Origin of the sequence: Streptococcus rubneri (genome assembly GCF_004785935.1) — a bacterium.
In the GTDB taxonomy this organism is placed as follows: domain Bacteria; phylum Bacillota; class Bacilli; order Lactobacillales; family Streptococcaceae; genus Streptococcus; species Streptococcus rubneri.
This window is the reverse complement of record NZ_SRRP01000002.1, coordinates 63,252-82,989: the sequence shown is the minus strand read 5'-3', so window position 1 is coordinate 82,989 and position 19,738 is coordinate 63,252. Positions and strand designations below refer to the sequence as shown.

The 19,738-nt window shown below is 45.3% G+C and carries 21 protein-coding genes; 1 reads left to right on the top strand and 20 read right to left on the bottom strand.

Annotated elements, in window-relative coordinates:
• Positions 1-37: 37 nt before the first annotated feature.
• From E5S68_RS08565 to E5S68_RS08465, 20 genes are all read right to left on the bottom strand, one after another.
• On the bottom strand, positions 38-1,363 hold the full coding sequence (locus E5S68_RS08565; protein WP_135783184.1) for a sensor histidine kinase: 1,326 nt from the start codon (positions 1,361-1,363) through the stop codon (positions 38-40).
• Complete coding sequence (locus E5S68_RS08560) at positions 1,360-2,013, bottom strand: response regulator transcription factor (protein ID WP_135783183.1); 654 nt, start codon at positions 2,011-2,013, stop codon at positions 1,360-1,362. The genes E5S68_RS08565 and E5S68_RS08560 overlap by 4 nt, the downstream gene beginning before the upstream one ends.
• Before the next feature lie 70 nt (positions 2,014-2,083).
• The gene (locus E5S68_RS08555) at positions 2,084-3,460 is read right to left on the bottom strand and encodes an ABC transporter permease (protein WP_135783182.1); all 1,377 of its coding nucleotides are present in this window, start codon (positions 3,458-3,460) and stop codon (positions 2,084-2,086) included.
• A 12-nt stretch (positions 3,461-3,472) separates the two neighbouring features.
• Complete coding sequence (locus E5S68_RS08550) at positions 3,473-4,105, bottom strand: ABC transporter ATP-binding protein (protein ID WP_371094392.1); 633 nt, start codon at positions 4,103-4,105, stop codon at positions 3,473-3,475.
• A gap of 15 nt (positions 4,106-4,120) precedes the next feature.
• Positions 4,121-5,386, bottom strand: a complete 1,266-nt coding sequence (locus E5S68_RS08545) for an ABC transporter permease (protein WP_135783181.1) — start codon at positions 5,384-5,386, stop codon at positions 4,121-4,123.
• Between the two features lie 1,408 nt (positions 5,387-6,794).
• On the bottom strand, positions 6,795-8,417 hold the full coding sequence (groL, locus tag E5S68_RS08540; protein WP_135783180.1) for a chaperonin GroEL: 1,623 nt from the start codon (positions 8,415-8,417) through the stop codon (positions 6,795-6,797).
• Positions 8,418-8,440: 23 nt separating this feature from the next.
• Positions 8,441-8,725 (bottom strand): co-chaperone GroES, encoded by a 285-nt coding sequence (groES, locus tag E5S68_RS08535; RefSeq protein WP_135783179.1) that lies wholly within the window; start codon positions 8,723-8,725, stop codon positions 8,441-8,443.
• Between the two features lie 124 nt (positions 8,726-8,849).
• On the bottom strand, positions 8,850-9,143 hold the full coding sequence (locus E5S68_RS08530) for a DUF202 domain-containing protein (RefSeq protein ID WP_135783178.1): 294 nt from the start codon (positions 9,141-9,143) through the stop codon (positions 8,850-8,852).
• A 102-nt stretch (positions 9,144-9,245) separates the two neighbouring features.
• Positions 9,246-10,100: a PTS system mannose/fructose/sorbose family transporter subunit IID gene (locus tag E5S68_RS08525; protein ID WP_167470863.1), complete on the bottom strand. Its 855-nt coding sequence runs from the start codon at positions 10,098-10,100 to the stop codon at positions 9,246-9,248.
• Positions 10,084-10,926: a PTS mannose/fructose/sorbose/N-acetylgalactosamine transporter subunit IIC gene (locus E5S68_RS08520; RefSeq protein ID WP_135783176.1), complete on the bottom strand. Its 843-nt coding sequence runs from the start codon at positions 10,924-10,926 to the stop codon at positions 10,084-10,086. Before E5S68_RS08520 ends, E5S68_RS08525 begins: the two co-directional genes overlap by 17 nt.
• A gap of 62 nt (positions 10,927-10,988) precedes the next feature.
• A complete protein-coding gene (locus E5S68_RS08515; RefSeq protein WP_006595112.1) occupies positions 10,989-11,483 on the bottom strand; it encodes a PTS sugar transporter subunit IIB in 495 nt (164 codons plus the stop codon).
• A gap of 17 nt (positions 11,484-11,500) precedes the next feature.
• Positions 11,501-11,941 carry a PTS sugar transporter subunit IIA gene (locus E5S68_RS08510; RefSeq protein ID WP_135783175.1) on the bottom strand — a complete coding sequence of 147 codons (441 nt, stop codon included), beginning with the start codon at positions 11,939-11,941 and terminating at the stop codon, positions 11,501-11,503.
• 134 nt (positions 11,942-12,075) lie between these two features.
• Entirely contained in the window at positions 12,076-13,383 is a 1,308-nt protein-coding gene (locus E5S68_RS08505; RefSeq protein WP_135783174.1) for an ABC transporter substrate-binding protein, read from the bottom strand.
• On the bottom strand, positions 13,380-14,066 hold the full coding sequence (locus E5S68_RS08500) for a response regulator transcription factor (protein WP_135783173.1): 687 nt from the start codon (positions 14,064-14,066) through the stop codon (positions 13,380-13,382). The genes E5S68_RS08505 and E5S68_RS08500 overlap by 4 nt, the downstream gene beginning before the upstream one ends.
• Positions 14,063-15,382: a sensor histidine kinase gene (locus tag E5S68_RS08495; protein ID WP_135783172.1), complete on the bottom strand. Its 1,320-nt coding sequence runs from the start codon at positions 15,380-15,382 to the stop codon at positions 14,063-14,065. Before E5S68_RS08495 ends, E5S68_RS08500 begins: the two co-directional genes overlap by 4 nt.
• A complete protein-coding gene (locus E5S68_RS08490) occupies positions 15,382-16,368 on the bottom strand; it encodes a substrate-binding domain-containing protein (protein WP_135783171.1) in 987 nt (328 codons plus the stop codon). The genes E5S68_RS08495 and E5S68_RS08490 overlap by 1 nt, the downstream gene beginning before the upstream one ends.
• Positions 16,369-16,587: 219 nt before the next feature.
• Positions 16,588-16,983 (bottom strand): single-stranded DNA-binding protein, encoded by a 396-nt coding sequence (locus E5S68_RS08485; RefSeq protein ID WP_006595118.1) that lies wholly within the window; start codon positions 16,981-16,983, stop codon positions 16,588-16,590.
• A 236-nt stretch (positions 16,984-17,219) separates the two neighbouring features.
• Positions 17,220-17,846 (bottom strand): YtpR family tRNA-binding protein, encoded by a 627-nt coding sequence (gene ytpR / locus E5S68_RS08475; protein WP_135783170.1) that lies wholly within the window; start codon positions 17,844-17,846, stop codon positions 17,220-17,222.
• 14 nt (positions 17,847-17,860) lie between these two features.
• A complete protein-coding gene (locus tag E5S68_RS08470; protein ID WP_135783169.1) occupies positions 17,861-18,178 on the bottom strand; it encodes a thioredoxin family protein in 318 nt (105 codons plus the stop codon).
• Entirely contained in the window at positions 18,175-18,465 is a 291-nt protein-coding gene (locus E5S68_RS08465; RefSeq protein WP_135783168.1) for a DUF4651 domain-containing protein, read from the bottom strand. Before E5S68_RS08465 ends, E5S68_RS08470 begins: the two co-directional genes overlap by 4 nt.
• 147 nt (positions 18,466-18,612) lie before the next feature.
• Here E5S68_RS08465 and pepA point away from each other — a divergent pair, with 147 nt between their 5' ends.
• Entirely contained in the window at positions 18,613-19,677 is a 1,065-nt protein-coding gene (pepA, locus tag E5S68_RS08460) for a glutamyl aminopeptidase (RefSeq protein WP_135783167.1), read from the top strand.
• Positions 19,678-19,738: the final 61 nt, after the last annotated feature.

Here is a 19,738-nt window from a genome sequence, read left to right as displayed (position 1 = left end):
AACTAGCGAACAAGAGTCTCTCTTGTTCGCTAGTTTTTTATTCTTGCGGATCTTTGGGCAGTTCCATACGGAAGCGTAAGCCCATAGCCGTTTTGTCAAATTGGTAGGCCAGTTCCTCATGGTCTAGCAAGTGTTGGACCACAAAGAGCCCCAAGCCACCTTCCTTCTTCTGGCGGCTAGCGGTCATTGGCATCTCAGCGATCTCTACCATTTCTTGACTGGTATTTTCAACCGCCAAGTGCGTCCCTTCTTCTTCGAGACGGAGCTGGATCTCTCCACCGGCATCCGAATGCTTGACGGCATTACTGATGACATTTGAGAGGACCAATTTCAGAATGGCTGGGTCCATGTAAACTGCTTTGTCAGGGATTTGATTGTCAATCGTGAGCGAGCGGGATTGAGCCAAGACCTTGTACTGGTCGAGGATCTGCTCTAAGACCTGATCCAGCTGGATCCACTCCTTCTCTCCGGCCAGTTCTTGGACAGAGGACAGGGATAGGATTTCTAGGACGATCTGGTTCATCTCATCGACGATATCGAGGGAGACCGCCAGATAGCGGTCCCGGTCCTTGTAGCGGCCAATCTTATCCCTCATATTTTCTAGGATAATCTTCAAGCTGGCCAGAGGAGTCTTGAGCTCATGCGAAGCTCCCCGTAGGAATTCCACCTTCATCTGCTCCAGCTTCAGATTTTCCTGTTTCTGCTGCTCTAGATTGTCGATCACCTCTAGGAGATGGTGATAGAGATCGTTAATCTGTTGCTTGAGAACGCCAATCTCATCCTGCGAGTGAATGGGGAGATTGGCTGTCCGATCCAGCCGCTTCATCCGCTTGGTCATCTGCTTGATCTCAAGGATCGGAGCAGAAATCATGCGGGCATAGAGATAGGAGGCAATTAGCGACAGAACAAAGGAAGCAAGGAGACTATAGGGAAGAAAGCCCAGACTGATGTCCCGCGCTTCCTTTTGCGAATCGACGGTCGCTAAGAATTGCAAGGTTAAGTCTTTCCCTTCCTTGGTCTGAATCTTTCGCTCTTCAATGACCAGCGAATTATTCTGGCTATCAGGGTTCACGAGCAGGTCATCCTTGACCTCTAGGGCATTTTGTTTTTCCTTGCCCTTAATCGAGACCTTGATATCATTGGTCTTGGAATAAAGGTCGATGACCGACTCAATGGTCCCTTCTTCCTGGCCTTGGAAACTCTTGGCTAGGGCTTGCGATTTCTTCAAAATCGTCTGGCGCTGGGACTCGATATAGGTTGATGGAAAAATAAAGTAAACCGAAGCATGTAGAAGGATGACTAAGCCACTAAAAAGGGCAAAGGTGATCAGAAAGATTTTTGCAAAGATACTCCGTTTGGTCATGGTCTCTCCAATTTATAGCCGACATTGCGTACCGTAACGATACAGTCCAGCTCCAGTTTTTTTCGTAGTTCCTTGATATAGACATCGATCACCCGGTCAAAAGGAATCTCCTCCGTCTCCTTCCAGACGGCATCGAGAATCTGAGAGCGGGTCCGGGCCTTGCCCTCATGCTGGAGCAAGTATTCCAAGATTTCCAACTCCTTGGCATTCATGGAAATGGCTTGGCCTGCTATGCTGGCTGTGTAGCTCTCAAAATCCACTCGTGCCTCTCCATAGGTGAAGACCCGGGAAGGCTGGAGCTTTTTAAAAATAGCTTCGATACGGACCTTCAAGAGGGACAAGGAGAAGGGTTTTTCCAGATAGCCATCTGCCAACTCTCCAAAGGCTGTCAACTTATAGTCCTCGTCATGGAAGGCCGTCAGCATGAGGACAGGGACTGAGCTGGTCTTGCGAATGGTCTTGAGGACTTCCAAGCCATTGAGGATAGGAAGCTGGATGTCCAGCAAGACTAGATCCGGCGCTTCTCTGTGAAAGAGGTCCAGGGCCTCCTGCCCATTGCCTGCTTCAAAGACCTCATAGCCACATTCCATGAGATAGTCGCTCATCCCTTCTCGAATCAAGACTTCATCTTCTACGATTAGTATCTTCATACACTTTCCTTTTTATCTAAGAAACTTCTACCTCCTATTATACCCTATTTCTATTTTAGGAAACAATCTCTTATTCGACATCCACCAAGAGTTCCTTTGGTTTCTTATGCAAGAGCCATTGAGAAGAAAGGATGGATACAAGAATCAAGAGAAGCCCACCGACCAAAACAATCACGAGCAATTGGCTCGGTTGGATGTCCATATGGATATCTGTCAGGGTCTTACTGAAGCTTTCCGCCTCAGCTCCTCCACCAAGGTTGGCTGCAGAGGATTCTTGAGCCATTTGTTTGGCAATGCCACTGGTGACGTTTTTGAGCACCGTATCTCCCACTGCTTTGGCAAGAAGACCTGCGACTTCATAGGAGAGGAGGAAGGCTGGAATGGAAATCATGACCAATTCTGCCACAAATTGCCCTGCAATCTGCACTTTGGAAAGCCCTAGAGCCAGCAAGATACCCACTTCTCTGCGACGGGCATTGAGCCACAAGACAAGGAGAAGGGTGAGAAGCAAACTAGCAAAGATGAGGCTACCGATAAACAAGTAGTTCGCCACTTGGAACATGCTGCTGATAGATTTTTGCAAGGCTGGGTAGTTGGAAGAGCTCTTAACCAAGTCAAAGTAATTCCATGGGATATCCAAGGCTTTGATTTTTTCGATCAATTTATCCAGATCCTGATCCCCTTTTGCAAAGAAGGTCGCATCCTCATAGGTAGCTGTTTGAACGGTATTGCCATAGAGTTTGGCAGCTGTATCCAAGTCAGAGATCAGCGTATCTTCATACAATTCTTGGGCGTAAGTTAGAGGAGCTTGGTTTTTTCCTGAGAACAAGCCTTTAATGGTCACTTCGACGGTTTCATTAGCCCCTTTTTCATTGTCAGCATCATAGAGGTTAGACTTGAGGCGCACCTTATCGCCTACCTTGAGGCCATTCTTTTTCGCCAAATCTTCGTGCATGAGGATTTGGTTTTTGTCCTTATCAGTCAGGTGCTCCCCTTGGACCAGTTTGTAGGCCCCAGAGACAAACTTATCTTCTTTTGAAGAGTCATTGACCCCTGTCACCATCAAGGTATTCTTGAAGTGTTTAGCCCGCTCTGGAGATTGGTTTTGTAAGGTTTCTTCAGTCTCAATGATTTCGTGGTCTAGGATATCTGCGATGGCATTGATCCGCTTGATGGAGGAAGTGATCCCCTCTACCTGGCTGATTTTTTCGATATCTTCTCCTCTGAGATTCCCAGCTCCCCGAGGGGTTCCCGGATTGGTCCGGCGGTTGATCTGCATGGAGAAGCTATTGGTGATGGATCCCAGGCTTTCCGATGAAGCTTGTTGGGTCGCTCCCTTCATAGAGAGTCCGATCAAGCTCAAGGTCCCCATGAGGAGAATGATGGCAAAGAGCAAGAGAGACTTGGGCCATTTACGTGTGATATAAGCAAAAGCATTGCGTAACATAGCATTCCCTCCTTACTTGCTCTTCTCAACGAGGCTACGTCGACTCAATTCCAAGACCACATCGGAGGCCTCTGCCACTTCCTTACTGTGGGTGACGACGATGACACATTTTTGGCGTTCCTTGGCCAACTTCTTCAAAATAGCAATGATATCACCGGCTGTCTGTTCGTCTAAGTTTCCTGTCGGCTCATCTGCCAAGATGACAGGTGCTTCTGAGACGAGTGCACGCGCAATGGCCACCCGTTGCTGTTGCCCTCCAGACAATTGAAGAACATTGCGTTTGATTTGCGTTTCATCCAATCCCAATTCCAAGAGAATGTCTTTCCCAGCTTGTTTGTTGACCAGGCGGACATTTTCAAGTGGCGTCAAATAATCAATCAGATTGTAATTCTGAAAGACTAGGGAGACATGGTGCTTGCGGTGGTAGCTAGACCCTTTGGTCTGAATGTCCTCCCCATCAAAGAGAACCTGCCCCTTCTTGGGATTGTCCAGACCAGCCAAGAGAGAGAGGAGGGTAGATTTCCCAGTTCCTGACTGACCGATAATACTGTAAAATGTCCCATTTTCGAACTGATAGTTCACATTTGAGAGGATATCTTCACTATAGCTTTGGTAACTATAGGCTACATTCTTGAGTTCTAACATATGTGTCATTTCTCCTTAACTCATTTTTGTTAATATTTCTTTTGGGGTCTTGCGCCAGATCATGCTGGTAGTTACACCGAGCGACAGAAGGATCAAGCACAAGAGGCTAGCATAGGCGATTCCTAAGGAAAGGCCTTGAGGGATTTGGTTGAGCAAGTCTAGGGTCTGCTGTTGACCTGTCTGTCCGACAAACTGCTCTAAGAAACGATGGCTGACCATCCGTCCGATGAGAAAGGCTGGGATCACCGCTAGTAAGGATACCAGCACCACTTCCAAGAGGAACTGTCCAAAGATCCGTCCCTTGCTCTTCCCAATGGATAAGAGCACCCCGATTTCATGGATCCGCTCCCGTGTCCAGAGACTCAGTAAGAGCGATAGGGCACCGGCTCCAGTCACTAGGAGGACGATCATCATGATCCTTACTAGCCCTTCTAGTGTCTGAGAGGATTCCTTCATCTGGTCAAAGGCCTTGCGATCTTCGACCACGCGCAGAGATTGCCAATCCAGATCCAAGCTTTTAACTTGCTTCAAGAGGGCATCGATTTTCTCAGGATCTTTGACTCCAAAGGTGACCTGGGTCACTTCTTGCTGACTGAGACCAAGAAGCTTAGTCGCATCCTCATAAGGGAGGTAGACTTGATTCTCACTCAGATCAGAGGTCATTCCTGTGAATTTTTCCTGTTTCTTACCCGAAAAGATCCCAACGATTTTAAAGGTTTGCTCTTTGGCAGGAGTCTCTCCCATCTGAAAGCTGGATAAAGTCAAGGAATCTCCGACCTTTAGCTTGTTCTTCTTAGCCAACTCTTGGTGGATCAAGATCTGCCCGCGAGCCTTGTCGGATAAGTGTTTGCCTTGCATCAGTTGGAAACTACCACTGCGGAAATCCAGGTGCTGGTCTGTCTTCTGGGTGAATACAGCGCCTAGCGCTTGCTTGGCTTCCTGCCCCAAATCGTCTCGCTCCACCGACTGCTGTCCCGTCACCGCTTCTTTATCAAGAATGCGAACGGGACTTTCATATTGGGGGACCATGGATCCTACCCCAGCTAGTTGCTGCACTTTTTTAGCTTCCTTCAGAGCAAAGGGGGCAGTCCCCTGTTTACTGGTCAGAGCAAAACTGGTCCCAGCCGACTGCTTGATATGGTCCTCCAGTCTTCCTCCTACTTGCATCAGTGAAAAACAGAAATACAAGCAAGAGAGGATCAAGAGGAGAATCAGAAAGAGAACCAGATTCCTCGTTCTTTTTCGAGAAATATAAGCGATTGCCTGTTGCAAGAGAAACATCTCCTACCTCCATCTAAAAGAAAGACTCCCAGTTTATTGATAGAAACTGGACTCGCTTTCATCATTTGTTATAGTTATTATAGAAAAGAAATGTGAAATGTTTATGAAATAAAAAAACTCCCCCAGAAAATTCTGGAGGAGCTAATTGGCAAGGACAGGCAAAAATATTTTTTAATATGAAAAAGGTCGATAAAAGTTTTTAGGAACTCCTGAGAGACCCGCTTGTTCGATCAAGTTTTATTGTCTTAAGGCAAATATGTGGGAAGTAATCCTGTCCTTGCCCCGATGTAGATCTTTTATCTACTTCTATTAGTTTACACTAAAAATGTTACAAGACAAAGGATTTTGTATTGCATTTTAATAGCAAAGAGGAAGCAGAAGAATTACCAAGAGTAAAATAAACATAGTGTGAATGAGCTGTCTTTTTTAACACTTCTGATTGATATCAGATTAAAAAATAAAAGAAAAAGGCACAACTCATTTCGCTCGACAATAATATATCTATGTTGTTTTATCATTCCAATGTTTTGAAACACAAAAGAAAATAAGTAAAACAGAAACCTTTTTAAGATTGTGAAATTTTATGGAAACTCATTAAAATAAAGATGAAAAGAACACCTTTTCCTCCCTTTGAGTTCGTAAGATGATTAGAGGCGAAGCCTCAATCAAGCACACAGATTACGACAGAAAATAAAGAAGGCCGATAATGCCTTCTTTGTTTTCTTAGCAAGACACTTCGGTAAGGCACAATAGTGCTTGCCATTACATAGGTTACGACGTGAAAAGGGAGCGAGATAGAACGAATATTTTAATCATTCGTTCGTTGTCTCGCCCCCGCAAGGCTGATTAGGACTCTTCCAAGCTTGGAAAAGCGAAGGAAGAAACCAATCAGCTACTGCGTCAGACAGTTCATCCTATGATTGGTCGAAGATTGAAAAGATTCTACTAACCCCTTGAGTTAGTAAGACGTTTAGCCAAGCCACCTGATAGTGGTTGGCGTCAAATAATTAGAGGCGAAGCCTCAATCAAGCACACAGGTTACGACAGAAAATAAAGAAGGCCGATATTGCCTTCTTTGTTTTCTTAGTAAGACACTTCGGTAAGGCACCATGGTGCTTGCCGTAAACTACAAAGCCACCTAATAAATTGACCACGGGGTTACGACGTGAAAAGGGAGGAACGATACTTTCCTCCCTTTGAGCTAGTAAGACGTTTAGCCAAGCCACCTGATAGTGGTTGGCGTCAAATGATTAGAGGCAAAGCCTCAATCAAACACACAGGTTACGACAGAAAATAAAGAAGGCCGATAATGCCTTCTTTGTTTTCTTAGTAAGATGATTAGGTAGGCCGCAACATAGCGACTACCGTCCAATGATTCGGTGCTTTAGCACCAATCATTGGTATCAGATTACATCATCCCACCCATCATACCTGGATCCATAGCTGGTGCTGCTGGAGCTGGTTCTGGTTTGTTGGCTACCACTGCTTCGGTCGTCAAGATAAGGCTCGCTACGGAAGCCGCATTCTGAAGGGCTGAACGGCTCACCTTCACTGGGTCGATAATTCCTGCTTCAATCATGTTGACCCATTCACCTGTTGCAGCATTAAAGCCTGTTCCAAGCTCAGCATTTTTTAGGCGATCAATAACAATCGAACCTTCGTAACCCGCATTGTGAGCGATTTGGCGTACAGGTTCTTCCAAGGCACGAAGCACGATATTGCGTCCTGTTGCTTCATCCCCTTCCAATTCAAGGGATGCAACTGCAGAAATAACGTTAGCAAGAGCCGTACCACCACCTGCAACAATTCCTTCTTCAACCGCTGCGCGTGTCGCATTGAGGGCGTCTTCGATACGAAGTTTCATTTCTTTCAATTCTGTTTCGGTTGCAGCTCCGACCTTGATGACCGCAACACCACCAGACAATTTAGCCAAGCGTTCTTGCAATTTTTCACGGTCAAATTCTGAAGTGGTGGTTTCAATTTGTGATTTAATCACCGCTACACGGTTGGCAATGGCTTCAGGATTTCCTGCACCTTCTACAATGACTGTGCTATCTTTGTCCACTGTCACTTTAGTTGCTTGACCGAGCGCCTCGATGGTCGCATCTTTCAACTCAAGACCGAGATCTTCTGTGATAACAGTACCGCCTGTCAAAATCGCGATGTCTTCTAACATAGCTTTACGGCGATCCCCAAATCCTGGAGCCTTAACAGCTACGACATTGAAAGTTCCACGAATCTTGTTCAAGACAAGAGTTGGGAGGGCTTCTCCATCCACATCATCCGCAATAATCAAGAGCGGACGATTGCTTTGCAGGATATTTTCAAGCAATGGAAGGATTTCCTGGATATTTGACACCTTCTTATCGGTGATCAAGATATAAGGATTTTCAAGGTCTGCCACCATTTTTTCATTATCAGTGACCATGTATTGAGAGAGGTAACCACGGTCAAACTGCATTCCTTCCACGACTTCCAACTCTGTTTCCATTCCACGAGATTCTTCAATCGTGATCACCCCGTCATTGCCCACTTTTTCCATGGCTTCTGAGATGTACTCACCGACTTTTTCAGAGCGAGAAGAAACAGCCGCAACCTGGGCGATGGCTTCTTTATTGGCAACTGGAATGGCGTTATTTTTCAAGGCTTCAACAGCAGTCGCAACCGCTGCTTCAATCCCACGACGGATACCGATTGGATTCGCTCCTGCTGTAACGTTCTTGATCCCCTCACGAACAATAGCTTGGGTCAAGACAGTCGCAGTCGTTGTCCCATCACCAGCGATATCATTGGTTTTAGACGCCACTTCTGATACCAATTTGGCACCCATATTTTCGAAATGGTCTTCCAATTCGATTTCTTTGGCGATGGTTACCCCATCATTAGTAATCAGTGGTGACCCAAATGATTTTTCAAGAACCACATTGCGGCCTTTAGGTCCCAAGGTCACCTTAACGGTATCTGCTAAGATATCCACCCCACGAACCATGGCTGCACGAGCATCTGATGAAAATTTAATTTCTTTTGACATAGATCTTTCTCCTTTCTGATTCTTTAGGCTTCAACAATGGCGAGAATACTCGCAGTCCCAACAATCGTGTACTTCTCATCGCCGTCTTTCACTTCAACGCCTGCATGATTTTCCACCAAGACTGTATCACCGACTTTGACGCTTGGTGCTACCAACTCACCACTGAGGGTCCGAACTCCCTCGCCTACAGCGATGACTTCTGCTGTTTTGGTTTCAGCTTGACTTGCTTTTGCGATGACAAAGCCACCGACTGTTTGTTCTTTTTCTTCTACTCTCAAGACCACGCGGTCTCCTAATGGTTTTAACATATCGTTCCTCCATTCCTGTATTTTAGCACTCTTTGACATCGAGTGCTAAGTTATGTTTCTATTGTATCACTTGGTCAAAAATAGTCAAGAAAAAAACACCTCAATCTCGAAGTGCTTTCGATTTCTAGCCAACTAAATTTAGCTTTTGTTGGTAAGCTTGGATGACTTTTTGCAAGTTGGCTCGACCACGATACATCCCATACCCCACTAGCAACATCCCTACTAGCCCAAATAGGGCAATCAAGCTACCTAAGATCAAAAATAGTAGAGAAGTTTTGTGAAAGAAATAAATCAGCAGTCCACCAATACTGGCCATGAGAAAGAGCACACTAAACCAGCGACCCAAGTTTTCCAACATATGGCGTTGGTAGTGAATTTCCGTCTCATACCCCTTTATTAATTCTTGTCTGGTGTGCATAAATGCCTCCTTCAATAAGAATTGAGAATGAAGTATTCGTAAAGGAGGTCACGTACTTCATTCTCAATGCTCCGGTTGCAATAAACTGTTTCTAGTTTTCTCTTAGTATTTGAGACCTGGATCAAAGATTCCAAGAGCTACCCCAGCCAAGGCGATGATGACCAAAAGAAGCATGACCTTGTTTGGTGAAACTTTCTTCTTCGCCATTAGCCACCAGCAAAGAGTGATAAAGGTAGCAGTTAAGAGACCTGGATAAACACCATCAATCTTTTCTTGGATTTTAAGGAAGGCTTCTCCGTCAGCATTTTTGAATTCGAGGGCTGTTGTAACAGAGACCCAAGTCGCTGCTACAGCACCGATGACCATACCACCGACTACACTGATCGCTTTGCGAAGGGCTTGTCCTTTTGGTCCTACAAGGAATTCTACAGCCTTGTCCCCTAAGTGATAACCTTTGAAGAAGGCGAAACGCATTCCCAAGTATACCAAAAGGTTCCAAACGACGATGTAGAAGAGAGCTCCTGTAATGTTTCCGTCTTTAGAAAGACCAAGGGCTATCCCGAGAAGTACAGGGATTAAGGTCCCAACAACCAAGGAGTCACCAATCCCGGCGATTGGTCCCATCAGACCAGCACGCATCCCGTTGATGGTTTCGCCATCTACTGCATCTCCATTGGCACGCGCTTCTTCCAAACCAGCTGTAATCCCTACAACCAGTGATCCCAGTTGTGGTTCGGTATTAAAGAAGGCAGTATAGGTTTGCATAGCTTCTTTTTGTTCTTCTTTGGAATCATACATTTCTTCTACGATTGGAAGCATAGAAGTCAAATACCCAAAGGTTTGCATGTGTTCTTGAGAGAAACAGGTCAAGTGACCATAATACCAATGATGGAATGCTTTGGTTAGCGTTTTCTTTGAAATTTTCTTTTTATCAGCCATCTTAGATATCCTCCTCATCATCGTCAAAGTCATTTGCTCCAGCAGAGACGACTTTCATTGTTTTAATCACTTCAAGTTCATAGTAGATTACCGCAAAGATCAATGAAACCACCGCACTCGCTACCAAGTTCAAGCCAAGAGATTTTGCCAAGGTGAATCCAACAAAGAATGGAATGAAGTCTCTCACTTCTGTAACGATTTGCTTCAAGAGGATGGCAATACCGACACATGGAAGAAGAGCACCGACTGTAAAGAGGGCTTTCATCCAGTAACCATCCATTGGAAGGTATTGTTTCATCAAATCCACCATGTTTTCACCGTATTTGGTGATAATCATCGTTGGAAGGAAAGAAAAGAGGAAGTGAGAAATCCATGGGTAAACCCAGTCAACTGCGTAGAGTTTTTTGAAGTTTCCTTCTTCAACGGCTTTCCAACCGATGTGTTGCCAAAGCAAGTTCATGGTTGCAGTACCGTAGAAAAGAACGGTACCGATGGTCCCAACGGCTGCACCGATAGGGGCTGCTGCCGCTGCAATTGCTGCCTCACCCGTGATATTGTTGGCATGAACAAATAAGATAGAAAGAGGAATTCCGATATAAGAGATAGCCCGCACATCGGCAGATACGGTACCACCAGGTGTTACCAAGGCGATATAAACGACTTGAAGGGCAACCCCGACCATGATACCGGTTGTCACATCTCCAAGGATCAACCCTGAAATCAACCCTCCGACTAGAGGACGTCCAAGAGTATAGTTCCCGATACTGGTACCACCCATACCAGGCATTGAAGACAAACTGGCGAAAATACCAAGCAAGATTGCTTGAATCCATGAAACTGTCATAACAAACGCTCCTTTTGTTTGTAAGTATAGTTTAGTGACGAAGAGCTAGGATGCTCTCCCCCCTAGAATCCGAATTTTGATTTAAAATCATCCCAATAACCGATGGAAACATCTGGCAGCAACTGGAATTTTACCTTGTAGCCGGCAGCCTGAATAGCTTCAATGGCTTCTGCTTCTTCCTGGGTGATGGATTGGTTGTTCCCCAATTTCACAGCACCTGGACGGTCATTTGCAGGACCAACAATGATTTCTTTAACATCCCCTGGGACAAACCCTTGGTCGACCAAAATTTCTTTCATATCGATGGGGTTCTTGGTAATCAAGAAATAGCGAGTTTCTGATTCGGTTACTTTTGCAGATTTTTCTTTGAAAGCTTCCTTGGTCCAAACAAAGGTTTTCTTATCTGAAGCCCCTTTATAGGCTTGGATCAAGACCTTGTTGGAAGCTGCTGCGTCGTTGACGGCGATCAAGCCATCACAAGGCTTTTCTTTAGCCCATCGAGTTACTGTTTGACCGTGGATCATACGGTCGTCAATCCGTACAAATGATACTACCATTTTTTAACCTCCCTTAGTTAAATATCATCTTCTTCATCATCGTCACCCTCTACCGGGGCAAGGGTAAATTCTTGCAAGGCTGTGGAAGCTTCGGATAAAATCACCTGGGCTAAATCAGCCCCCTCCATCATGTCCTTCATCACAACTGCTGTCAGCGCCATGGTCAAGTTCATACCACCTAAGATCAAGGCTGTACTCAGCTTTCCTTGCTCCTCTAGCACTGTCGCTGCCGTTGTCAAAGGACTGCCACCTACAATGTCTGCTAGAACTAAGACAGAGTCCTCATCTGTTAAAGGTGCTAGAGCCTGACCAAAATCATGAGCAAAATCATCTACCGATTTGCCTTCTTTCAGTCCGACCGCAATCACCTGATCGATCTTATCCCCAGCAAACATTGCCAGCGAACTTTTCAGACCTTCTGCCAGTCCACCATGACTGACCAATACCAGATACTTCATCCTTTCTCCTCCTTTATGATGACCTTATTGTATTGTTTTTGAAAGCGTTTTACTATTGTCATTTGTCACAAAGAAAAGTTGACATCTGTCAATAAAAAAATGACATCTGTCACTTGACAGATGCCTAGTTGCTCTTAACGAAACTTCTCCCGAAGCATTTCCTCAATAATCTTTTGAATTTGAGGCAATTGATTATCAATATCCTTTGCTTTTAGAGCATTATGAATCAAATAATCCAATCGATCCCAGATATCATCGGGTAGGTTGCCAGGAGTACTTAGGACAGCCTTTTTCATAATCTGGTCCAGGGTCCGATTCGTCAAGGAATCAACCCCGAAATCATCCGCTTTAAGAAGGTCCCGACTTTCCGAACTATTGACCACCGAAGGGAGAACAGAGGTTCCCTGCGACTGCCGGAAGAGTTCCTGCTGGACCTGCTGGTCCTGGGTCAAAAATTCCATGAATTCCTTGGCCTCCTTGCTAGCACTGGCCCGAGAAGACAGAGCAAACAAGGACGTATCCACTAAGGTTGACGGAGTTGATCCAGAAGCCCCGGGCATAGGGATACAGGTCCAAGTGAAATTCGAATATTTGGCAACATGATAGGGATAAGGTTTATAAGTTCGGTACTGGGCCAAGGTCATCGGATAAAAAGCGACCTTGCCTTCATCAAAATCCTTAGAAGTAACATTGAAATTCCCATGAAGGGCTTCGAGTTTTTCGACAAAATAGAGCGAGCGCTTCATTTCTTTACTCGTTAGATTAATGCTATCCTGACGGAAAAGCTGGCCACCATGGGCTGCCAAGGCCTCCCTCCAGGTATAATCTGTACTTCCAAACTGATCTAGCTCACCATCTCCATCTGTATCCCGCGTCACTTTTTGACAAATCGTATAAAATTCCTCCAAGGTCCACCCCTCTTTCGGAATAGCAATCCCTTCCTTTTCCAATAAATCCTTATTGACACACATCAAAACAGGATTGCTCTCAAATGGGAGGGCATACTGACGGTTCTTGTATTTGCCTGCTTCTAGGGCAACTGGATAAAAATGAGAAGGATCGACCTGTTTGTCCATCAAGGGAGTCAAATCTTCTACCGCCCCACGCGCAGCTAACACCGGGAGCTCAGTACTGGATACCATATATAGATCTGGCTCCTGTCCATGGAGGATCTGATTGGCTAACCAACTCGCATACTGATTCTTCGGAATCCCACTTTCGTAGACAATCTTTACCCCTGGATGCGTTTTTTCGAAACGAGCAATCGCTTGATCCAAGACTTTTTCTTCCGTTTGGGTGGGCACATCCCAGCTAGATCCAGCGTAAACCCCCAAGCGGACAAGCTTAGGCTGACGCCACCACCAAATCCCTCCAGCAACTAGAAAAAGCAAAAGCAAGCCTAGAAACAATCTGGAGCCTCGAATCTTACGTTTTTTCTTCATCGGCTATCACTTTCTGTTCCAAAATCCTTAGTGGTCACACCTTTTTGAACAGACCAAATAGCCAACTGGGTCCGATCCCGCAGGTTCAACTTAGACAAAATGGTTGACAGGTAATTCCGAATCGTTCCCTCTGACAGGAACAATTTGGCTGCGATTTCCTTATTAGACTCCCCAAAACCAACCTGCTGGATGATCCGCCATTCGGTCAGGGATAAGTCGCTCACATACTCTTCAGAAACGGAGATTGTGTAATTGCTCTGAGCCATCTGAGAAAAAATCTGAAAAACCTTACTGGCAATATTGGGATTAATCATGGCTCCCCCGTGATAGACAATTTGAATGGCTTGGTAGAGTTCCTCTGTGGAAGCCCCTTTGAGCAAATACCCTGAAGCTCCATATTTCAGAGCCCGAAAGATGAAATCATCATCGTCGAAGGTGGTTAGAATGATGATTTTTACCTCAGGGAAGCGTTCCTTGACTTCTTTTGTCGCCATCACACCATCCATCTTGGGCATACGAATATCCATCAATACAAGATCTGGTCGATCTTGGGGGATTCGCTCTAGCACTTCATGACCATCTGCCACTGCAGAAGTCACCTGAATATCTTGATGAGCAGACAAAATAATTTGGAGCGATTCGCGAATCAGCGCTTGATCATCCGCAATCATTACTTTGATCATAAAAGATTTCCTCCTTTTTCTTTGGGCAATTCAATTCGTGTATAAAATCCATTTCGATTGGCAAATTCGATCCTTCCTCCCAAGATAGAAACCCGCTCTCGCATTTGTTTCAAGCCGTAGCCAACCTGCAGGTGGTCAAAACCGACCCCATTATCTTGGAGAATCATGATATAGGCATCTTCCACCAAAAAGGAAATCTGCATATGGCTGGCATGACCGTGGCGGACAGAATTGGTCATGGATTCCTGAATCACGCGAAAGACGGTATCCTCCACCATGACATCCAGATCAACCTCATCCCAGTCATAGGTGAGATCGACTTGCAGGTGGGAGATGGCTTGGTATTCGTGAACCAATTTCAAAACCGCATCCCTCAAGGTATGATCCTCTAGGGCACCTGGCCGAAGCTTGTTCAAAGAGCCCCGGACGTCCTTGATTCCATCCCGTACCACCGTAGAGACTGATTGCAGCTGGGTCTTGGCACGACCAGGGTCAATATCAATCAGAACCCCAACCGCATCAATCCCAGCAGAGATGCCGGTTAAGGCATGGCCTAGAGTATCATGAATTTCCCGTGCTATCCGCTTACGCTCCCGGTCCTCCGCAATCTTTTCCGAAAGGGCCATGTAGCTATTTAATTCCGTATTGACCTGCGATACCATTGCTAACTCTTTTTCGATCCGATGGTGCTCTGCTACTACCGATAAAATGTAAAAGAGAAGAGAAATAATAAAGACAACCATATTTAAGGAAGCTAGCGCATTTTTAGCAAATAGAATAAGCATCCGAATCGATGAAGGATAAAAGGCGATATAGGCATCTAGCGACGGCAACTGCACAACTAGAGAGAGAATGTCATAATTGGTCACAAGGAGGACTATAAAACTCAGAAGGATAAAGGCAAACCAGTAACGCCTATCCTTGGAACTGCTAAACTCTTTGGAGCCATAAAAGATATCGGCAAACACCAAAAGGATGATCCCATTGTAGGAAAAGCTGAGGGACATCATGACACCTAACATCAGCAGTATTTCTAGAATATTCCATTTGTCAAAAACCGACCACTCCTGTGTCCCTTGGCGCATCCGATAGAAGGTAATGAGAAGAATCCCTCCAAAGAGAAGGATGGAGATCAAAAAATTCTGAGCTGGTGAACTCGGTATTTCTCTTAATTGCTCCAACAATTGATAACCTTGCCCCTTGGCAATGATGTAATTGGTCGCATGTAGGTAGAGCGAACTGCTAAATAAAATGGCGATGAAATTAATAATTTTCAATAAAATTAAACTATAACGAATGCCACGAAGCTTGGTCATTACTGCCACCCGTTGACATCGTATCGGTCAACATTATCCTTATCAATCATCTCAACTGGAATCTTATATTGCTCCTTGTAGGATTTACCTGTCCTCATGCACTCAATCACTTGCATCACCTGTCTCCCCATTTTAAGAGGAGATTGGGCAACCGTCCCTTCGATATCATCCGTCGTTGAGAGCAATACCTTCATATCTGGAGAGCCATCGATTCCATAGATAGAAATCGGCATGGCTAGTTGGTTTTCCTTGATTGCCGCAAGGGCTCCGATGGCCGCTCGATCATTTAAGGCTACGACGGTATCAAATACCAGACCATCCTGAATGACCTGGGAAACAGCTGGCAAGGCCAATTCTGTTTGACCACGAGTCTCTTCTCTCCCAACAACCTGATAGGCAGGCTCCGACTGAATCGTATCTAAGAACCCTTGAATACGTTGCTCAGCCGATACTGTCCCCTTATGCTCTAAGAGTAGGATTTTCGCCTCATTTTTCTGCTTCATCAGGCGCTGGGCGACCAAGACCCCTGCCTGGTAATTATCCGACACCACACTGGCATCCACCGTGAAATGGCTGAGCTGACTATCCACTGCAATGATTTTAATTCCTGCCTGTTTGGCTCTCTTCAGGGAAGCAATGATTTTAGGGCTATCTCCTTTTACTGGGTTAATCACAATCACATTGACCTTTTGTTGACAAAAATAATCAATCTGTTGACTTTGTTTTTCTTCGTCTAACTCTGGATTACGAACTAGAAGCAAGTCCCCTTTTTCGTCAGCCACTCGTTCAATCTCTGCATTCAGTGTTTGATAGAATTCATTGTTCATGGTCATATAGGTCACACCGACCCGCATCTGCCCTTTTATCGGTCTTATTTGGCTAGCATTTACATAGATTACAACCACCACAAACACCAGACTGCAAATGATTGTATAAACCATGGTTCGATACCGTTTCTTTTGAACAATTTCCTCTTCTAATTCCATCCCTTCTCCTCTTAAAAACGAATTATTTTGCTACATCAAATATTTTCGTTCGCATTTAATACCTTTTATTATAGCATTTTTTACCAAGAGCTTGAAGGTCTTACGAAAATGAATGCGTTTTACGACTCTATCTAGATAATAACTTCTCCCTACAACTTCAGTAAGAAGTTTCGAAAAAGAAAAAACGATACAGCTGACTAACTGCACCGTTTTCTTCTTTTAAAATGGAAGTTCTTCCTCTTCGAGGATGAGATCCGCTAGATCCCCTCCCGCTCCATTAGCCCGCATCGCTCGTTGAGCGCGACTTTCTAGGAGCTGGAAGCCTTGACAGAGCACTTCTGTCACATATTGGGTCGTCCCATTCTTCTCATAACGTCTGGTTCGAAGCTCGCCATCTACTGAGAGCAAGCTCCCCTTGTTGGCATAGGAGACAAGAGTCTCTGCTAATTTCCCCCAGACCACTAGGGTGATAAAGTCCGCCTCACGCTCGCCATTTTGATCCTTGTAACGCCGATTGACAGCCAGGGTCGCACGCGCAACGGACTTGTCCGTACTGGTCTTATGAAGCTCCGGATCTGCCACTAGACGCCCGATTAAAATTACTTTATTGTACATATTTCTTCCTCCTACTTATATAATTCGTAGTTTTTTAGCCATTTGAGGAAAAAATAAAAAAAGAGAGTGGGACAGAAATCGGTAATTCGTTAGAATTCGATTTCGTCGTCCCACCTCCGCACAGTTGAGTAGGGCTGTAAAAGCTGATGAAATCAGCGTAGTAGAGCCCACTCAACCACTGCGTCTTGCTCGACAATCCAAAGACAATTGAGGGGCCGGACTTTTGTCCCACTCTCTTATCCTTGCCAGTGACGGGCGGGGTCAAATGGAGTTCCCACCTCTTCTGTATCTTGCAATTCAATAATCCCACGTTTTTGTGGCGCATTTGGCAAGTGCAATTCGCGTGGGCTACACATCATGCCAAAGCTCTTTTCTCCACGAAGGGCTCCTGGGAAAATCAAGCTGCCATCTGGCATCATCGCACCTGGTAGAGCCACGATTGTCTTGAGGCCTTCACGTGCATTTGGCGCACCTGCTACGATCTGAACCGTTTTGTCTGGTCCAACAGCCACTTGGCAGATGTTGAGGTGGTCACTATCTGGATGAGCAACCATTTCAACGATTTGCCCCACGACAAACTTAGGCTCCTTGTCATTGACCAAGACCTCTGCAAATCCTTCAGCTTGTAATTCTTGATTGAGGCGTGCAACTTGCTCATCACTCAAGAAAAGTTGCCCCTTGCCTTCAAGAGCAAAGAAAGTCGAAGCCTCAAAAATATTCCAGGCTACGGTTTCTTGCTTGTCTTCACGGTAGACACGGGCTACTTTGCCTTTGCGCTCTACTGCTAACTTGGCATCTCCACTATTTTTCAAGGTGAGCATTAAGACATCACCGACTTGTTCTTTATTATAGGTTACAATCATTCTTTCTCTTTCTCCTACTTCAATCCTGCTAAAAATTCTGAAATCTGAGCCTTGGTTTTGCGATCACGATTGACGAAACGACCCAGTTCCCGATCCTTGTCTAGGACCACTAAACTCGGAATGCCATAGATATCCCAAAGCTTAGCCAAGTTTAGATACTGGTCTCTATCGACCAAAATGAAGGTAAATTCAGGGTTTTCTGCTTCAATCTCTGGCAAAAATGGCTGGATATACCGGCAATCGCCACACCAATCCGCTGAAAAGAAGAAAACCTTCTTTCCTTCTTGCTCGACGTAGCGGGCTAATTCCTCTAAGGACTGTGGTATGATCATAGTTTTTCCTCTTCATACTGAAGGAGGCCCTCTTCATAGACAAAGCGATAGTGGCGCTCATCCTCAAATACGAGCCCTCCGACCAGACGTTCTTCGCTTGACTCATAGAGTTCCACATAAAGGGTCGCAATCTTTCCCATATTCTCCATCTGCTCACGGACTTCTGCGACTAACTCTTCTTGCGTCCGCAAACGTTTTTGATCTTTGGCAATTTTATAGGCCCCAAGGGCAAGAGCACTTGCACTAGCTACTGCAAGGCTGGATAAAATGATTTTTTTAGCTTTCATACCTCATATTGTAACACAAAATACAAGCTGGGACAACGAAAGGAGAATGGCACACCTAACAAGTAACCTCTCGTCTGTTTTCCTTCAACTGCCACTACCATCCCGACTAAAAAAGTGATAAAATAACAATCAGAAAGAAGGTAACTTATGACTGATTTATTTTCTAAAATCAAAGAAGTAACAGAACTTCCTGCCATCTCCGGCCATGAAGCGCCTGTTCGCGATTATCTACGCAAACAGATCACTCCACATGTGGATGAAGTGGTCACAGATGGCTTGGGCAGCATTTTTGGGGTCCGCCACTCAGAAGTGGCTGATGCTCCTCGCATCATGGTCGCAGGCCATATGGATGAAGTTGGCTTTATGGTCAGTGAGATCAAGGCAGACGGCACCTTCCGTGTGGTTGAAATTGGTGGTTGGAACCCTATGGTGGTCAGCAGCCAACGTTTCACCCTTTTAACACGTGATGGCCAGTCCTACCCTGTCATTTCTGGTTCTGTTCCCCCTCACTTGGCACGGGGCGCAAACGGTCCTACTCTTCCAGCAATCGGGGATATTGTCTTTGATGGTGGATTTGCCAACAAAGAAGAAGCAGAAAGCTTTGGGATCCGTCCAGGCGACACCTTGGTCCCTGAAAGCACTGCAATCTTAACAGCTAATCAGAAAAACATCATCTCCAAAGCTTGGGACAACCGTTATGGGGTCTTGATGGTCAGCGAATTGGCACAAGCCATCTCCGGACAAGCCCTAGCAAACGAACTCTATGTTGGAGCGACTGTCCAAGAAGAAGTCGGACTACGCGGTGCTGGGACTTCTGTGACCAAGTTTGATCCGGAAATCTTCCTGGCTGTTGACTGTTCTCCAGCTGCAGATGTCTACGGAGGCCAAGGAGCCATCGGTGAGGGAACCCTCCTTCGTTTCTTTGACCCAGGTCACCTCATGTTGCCAAATATGAAGGATTTCCTCCTAACCACTGCTGAAGAAGCAGGCATCAAGTACCAATACTACTGTGGAAAAGGGGGAACGGATGCTGGAGTAGCCCACTTACGAAGTGGCGGAGTGCCATCAACTACCATTGGAGTCTGTGCGCGCTACATCCACTCTCACCAAACCCTCTACGCTATGGATGATTTCCTTCAAGCCCAAGCCTTCCTTCAAGCCTTGGTAAAAAAATTGGATCGTTCAACCGTTGACTTAATTAAGAATTATTAATATTTTTTCAAAATAATTGTTTTAAACCCCCATTTTGGGGTTTTTTTGATATAATACTGAA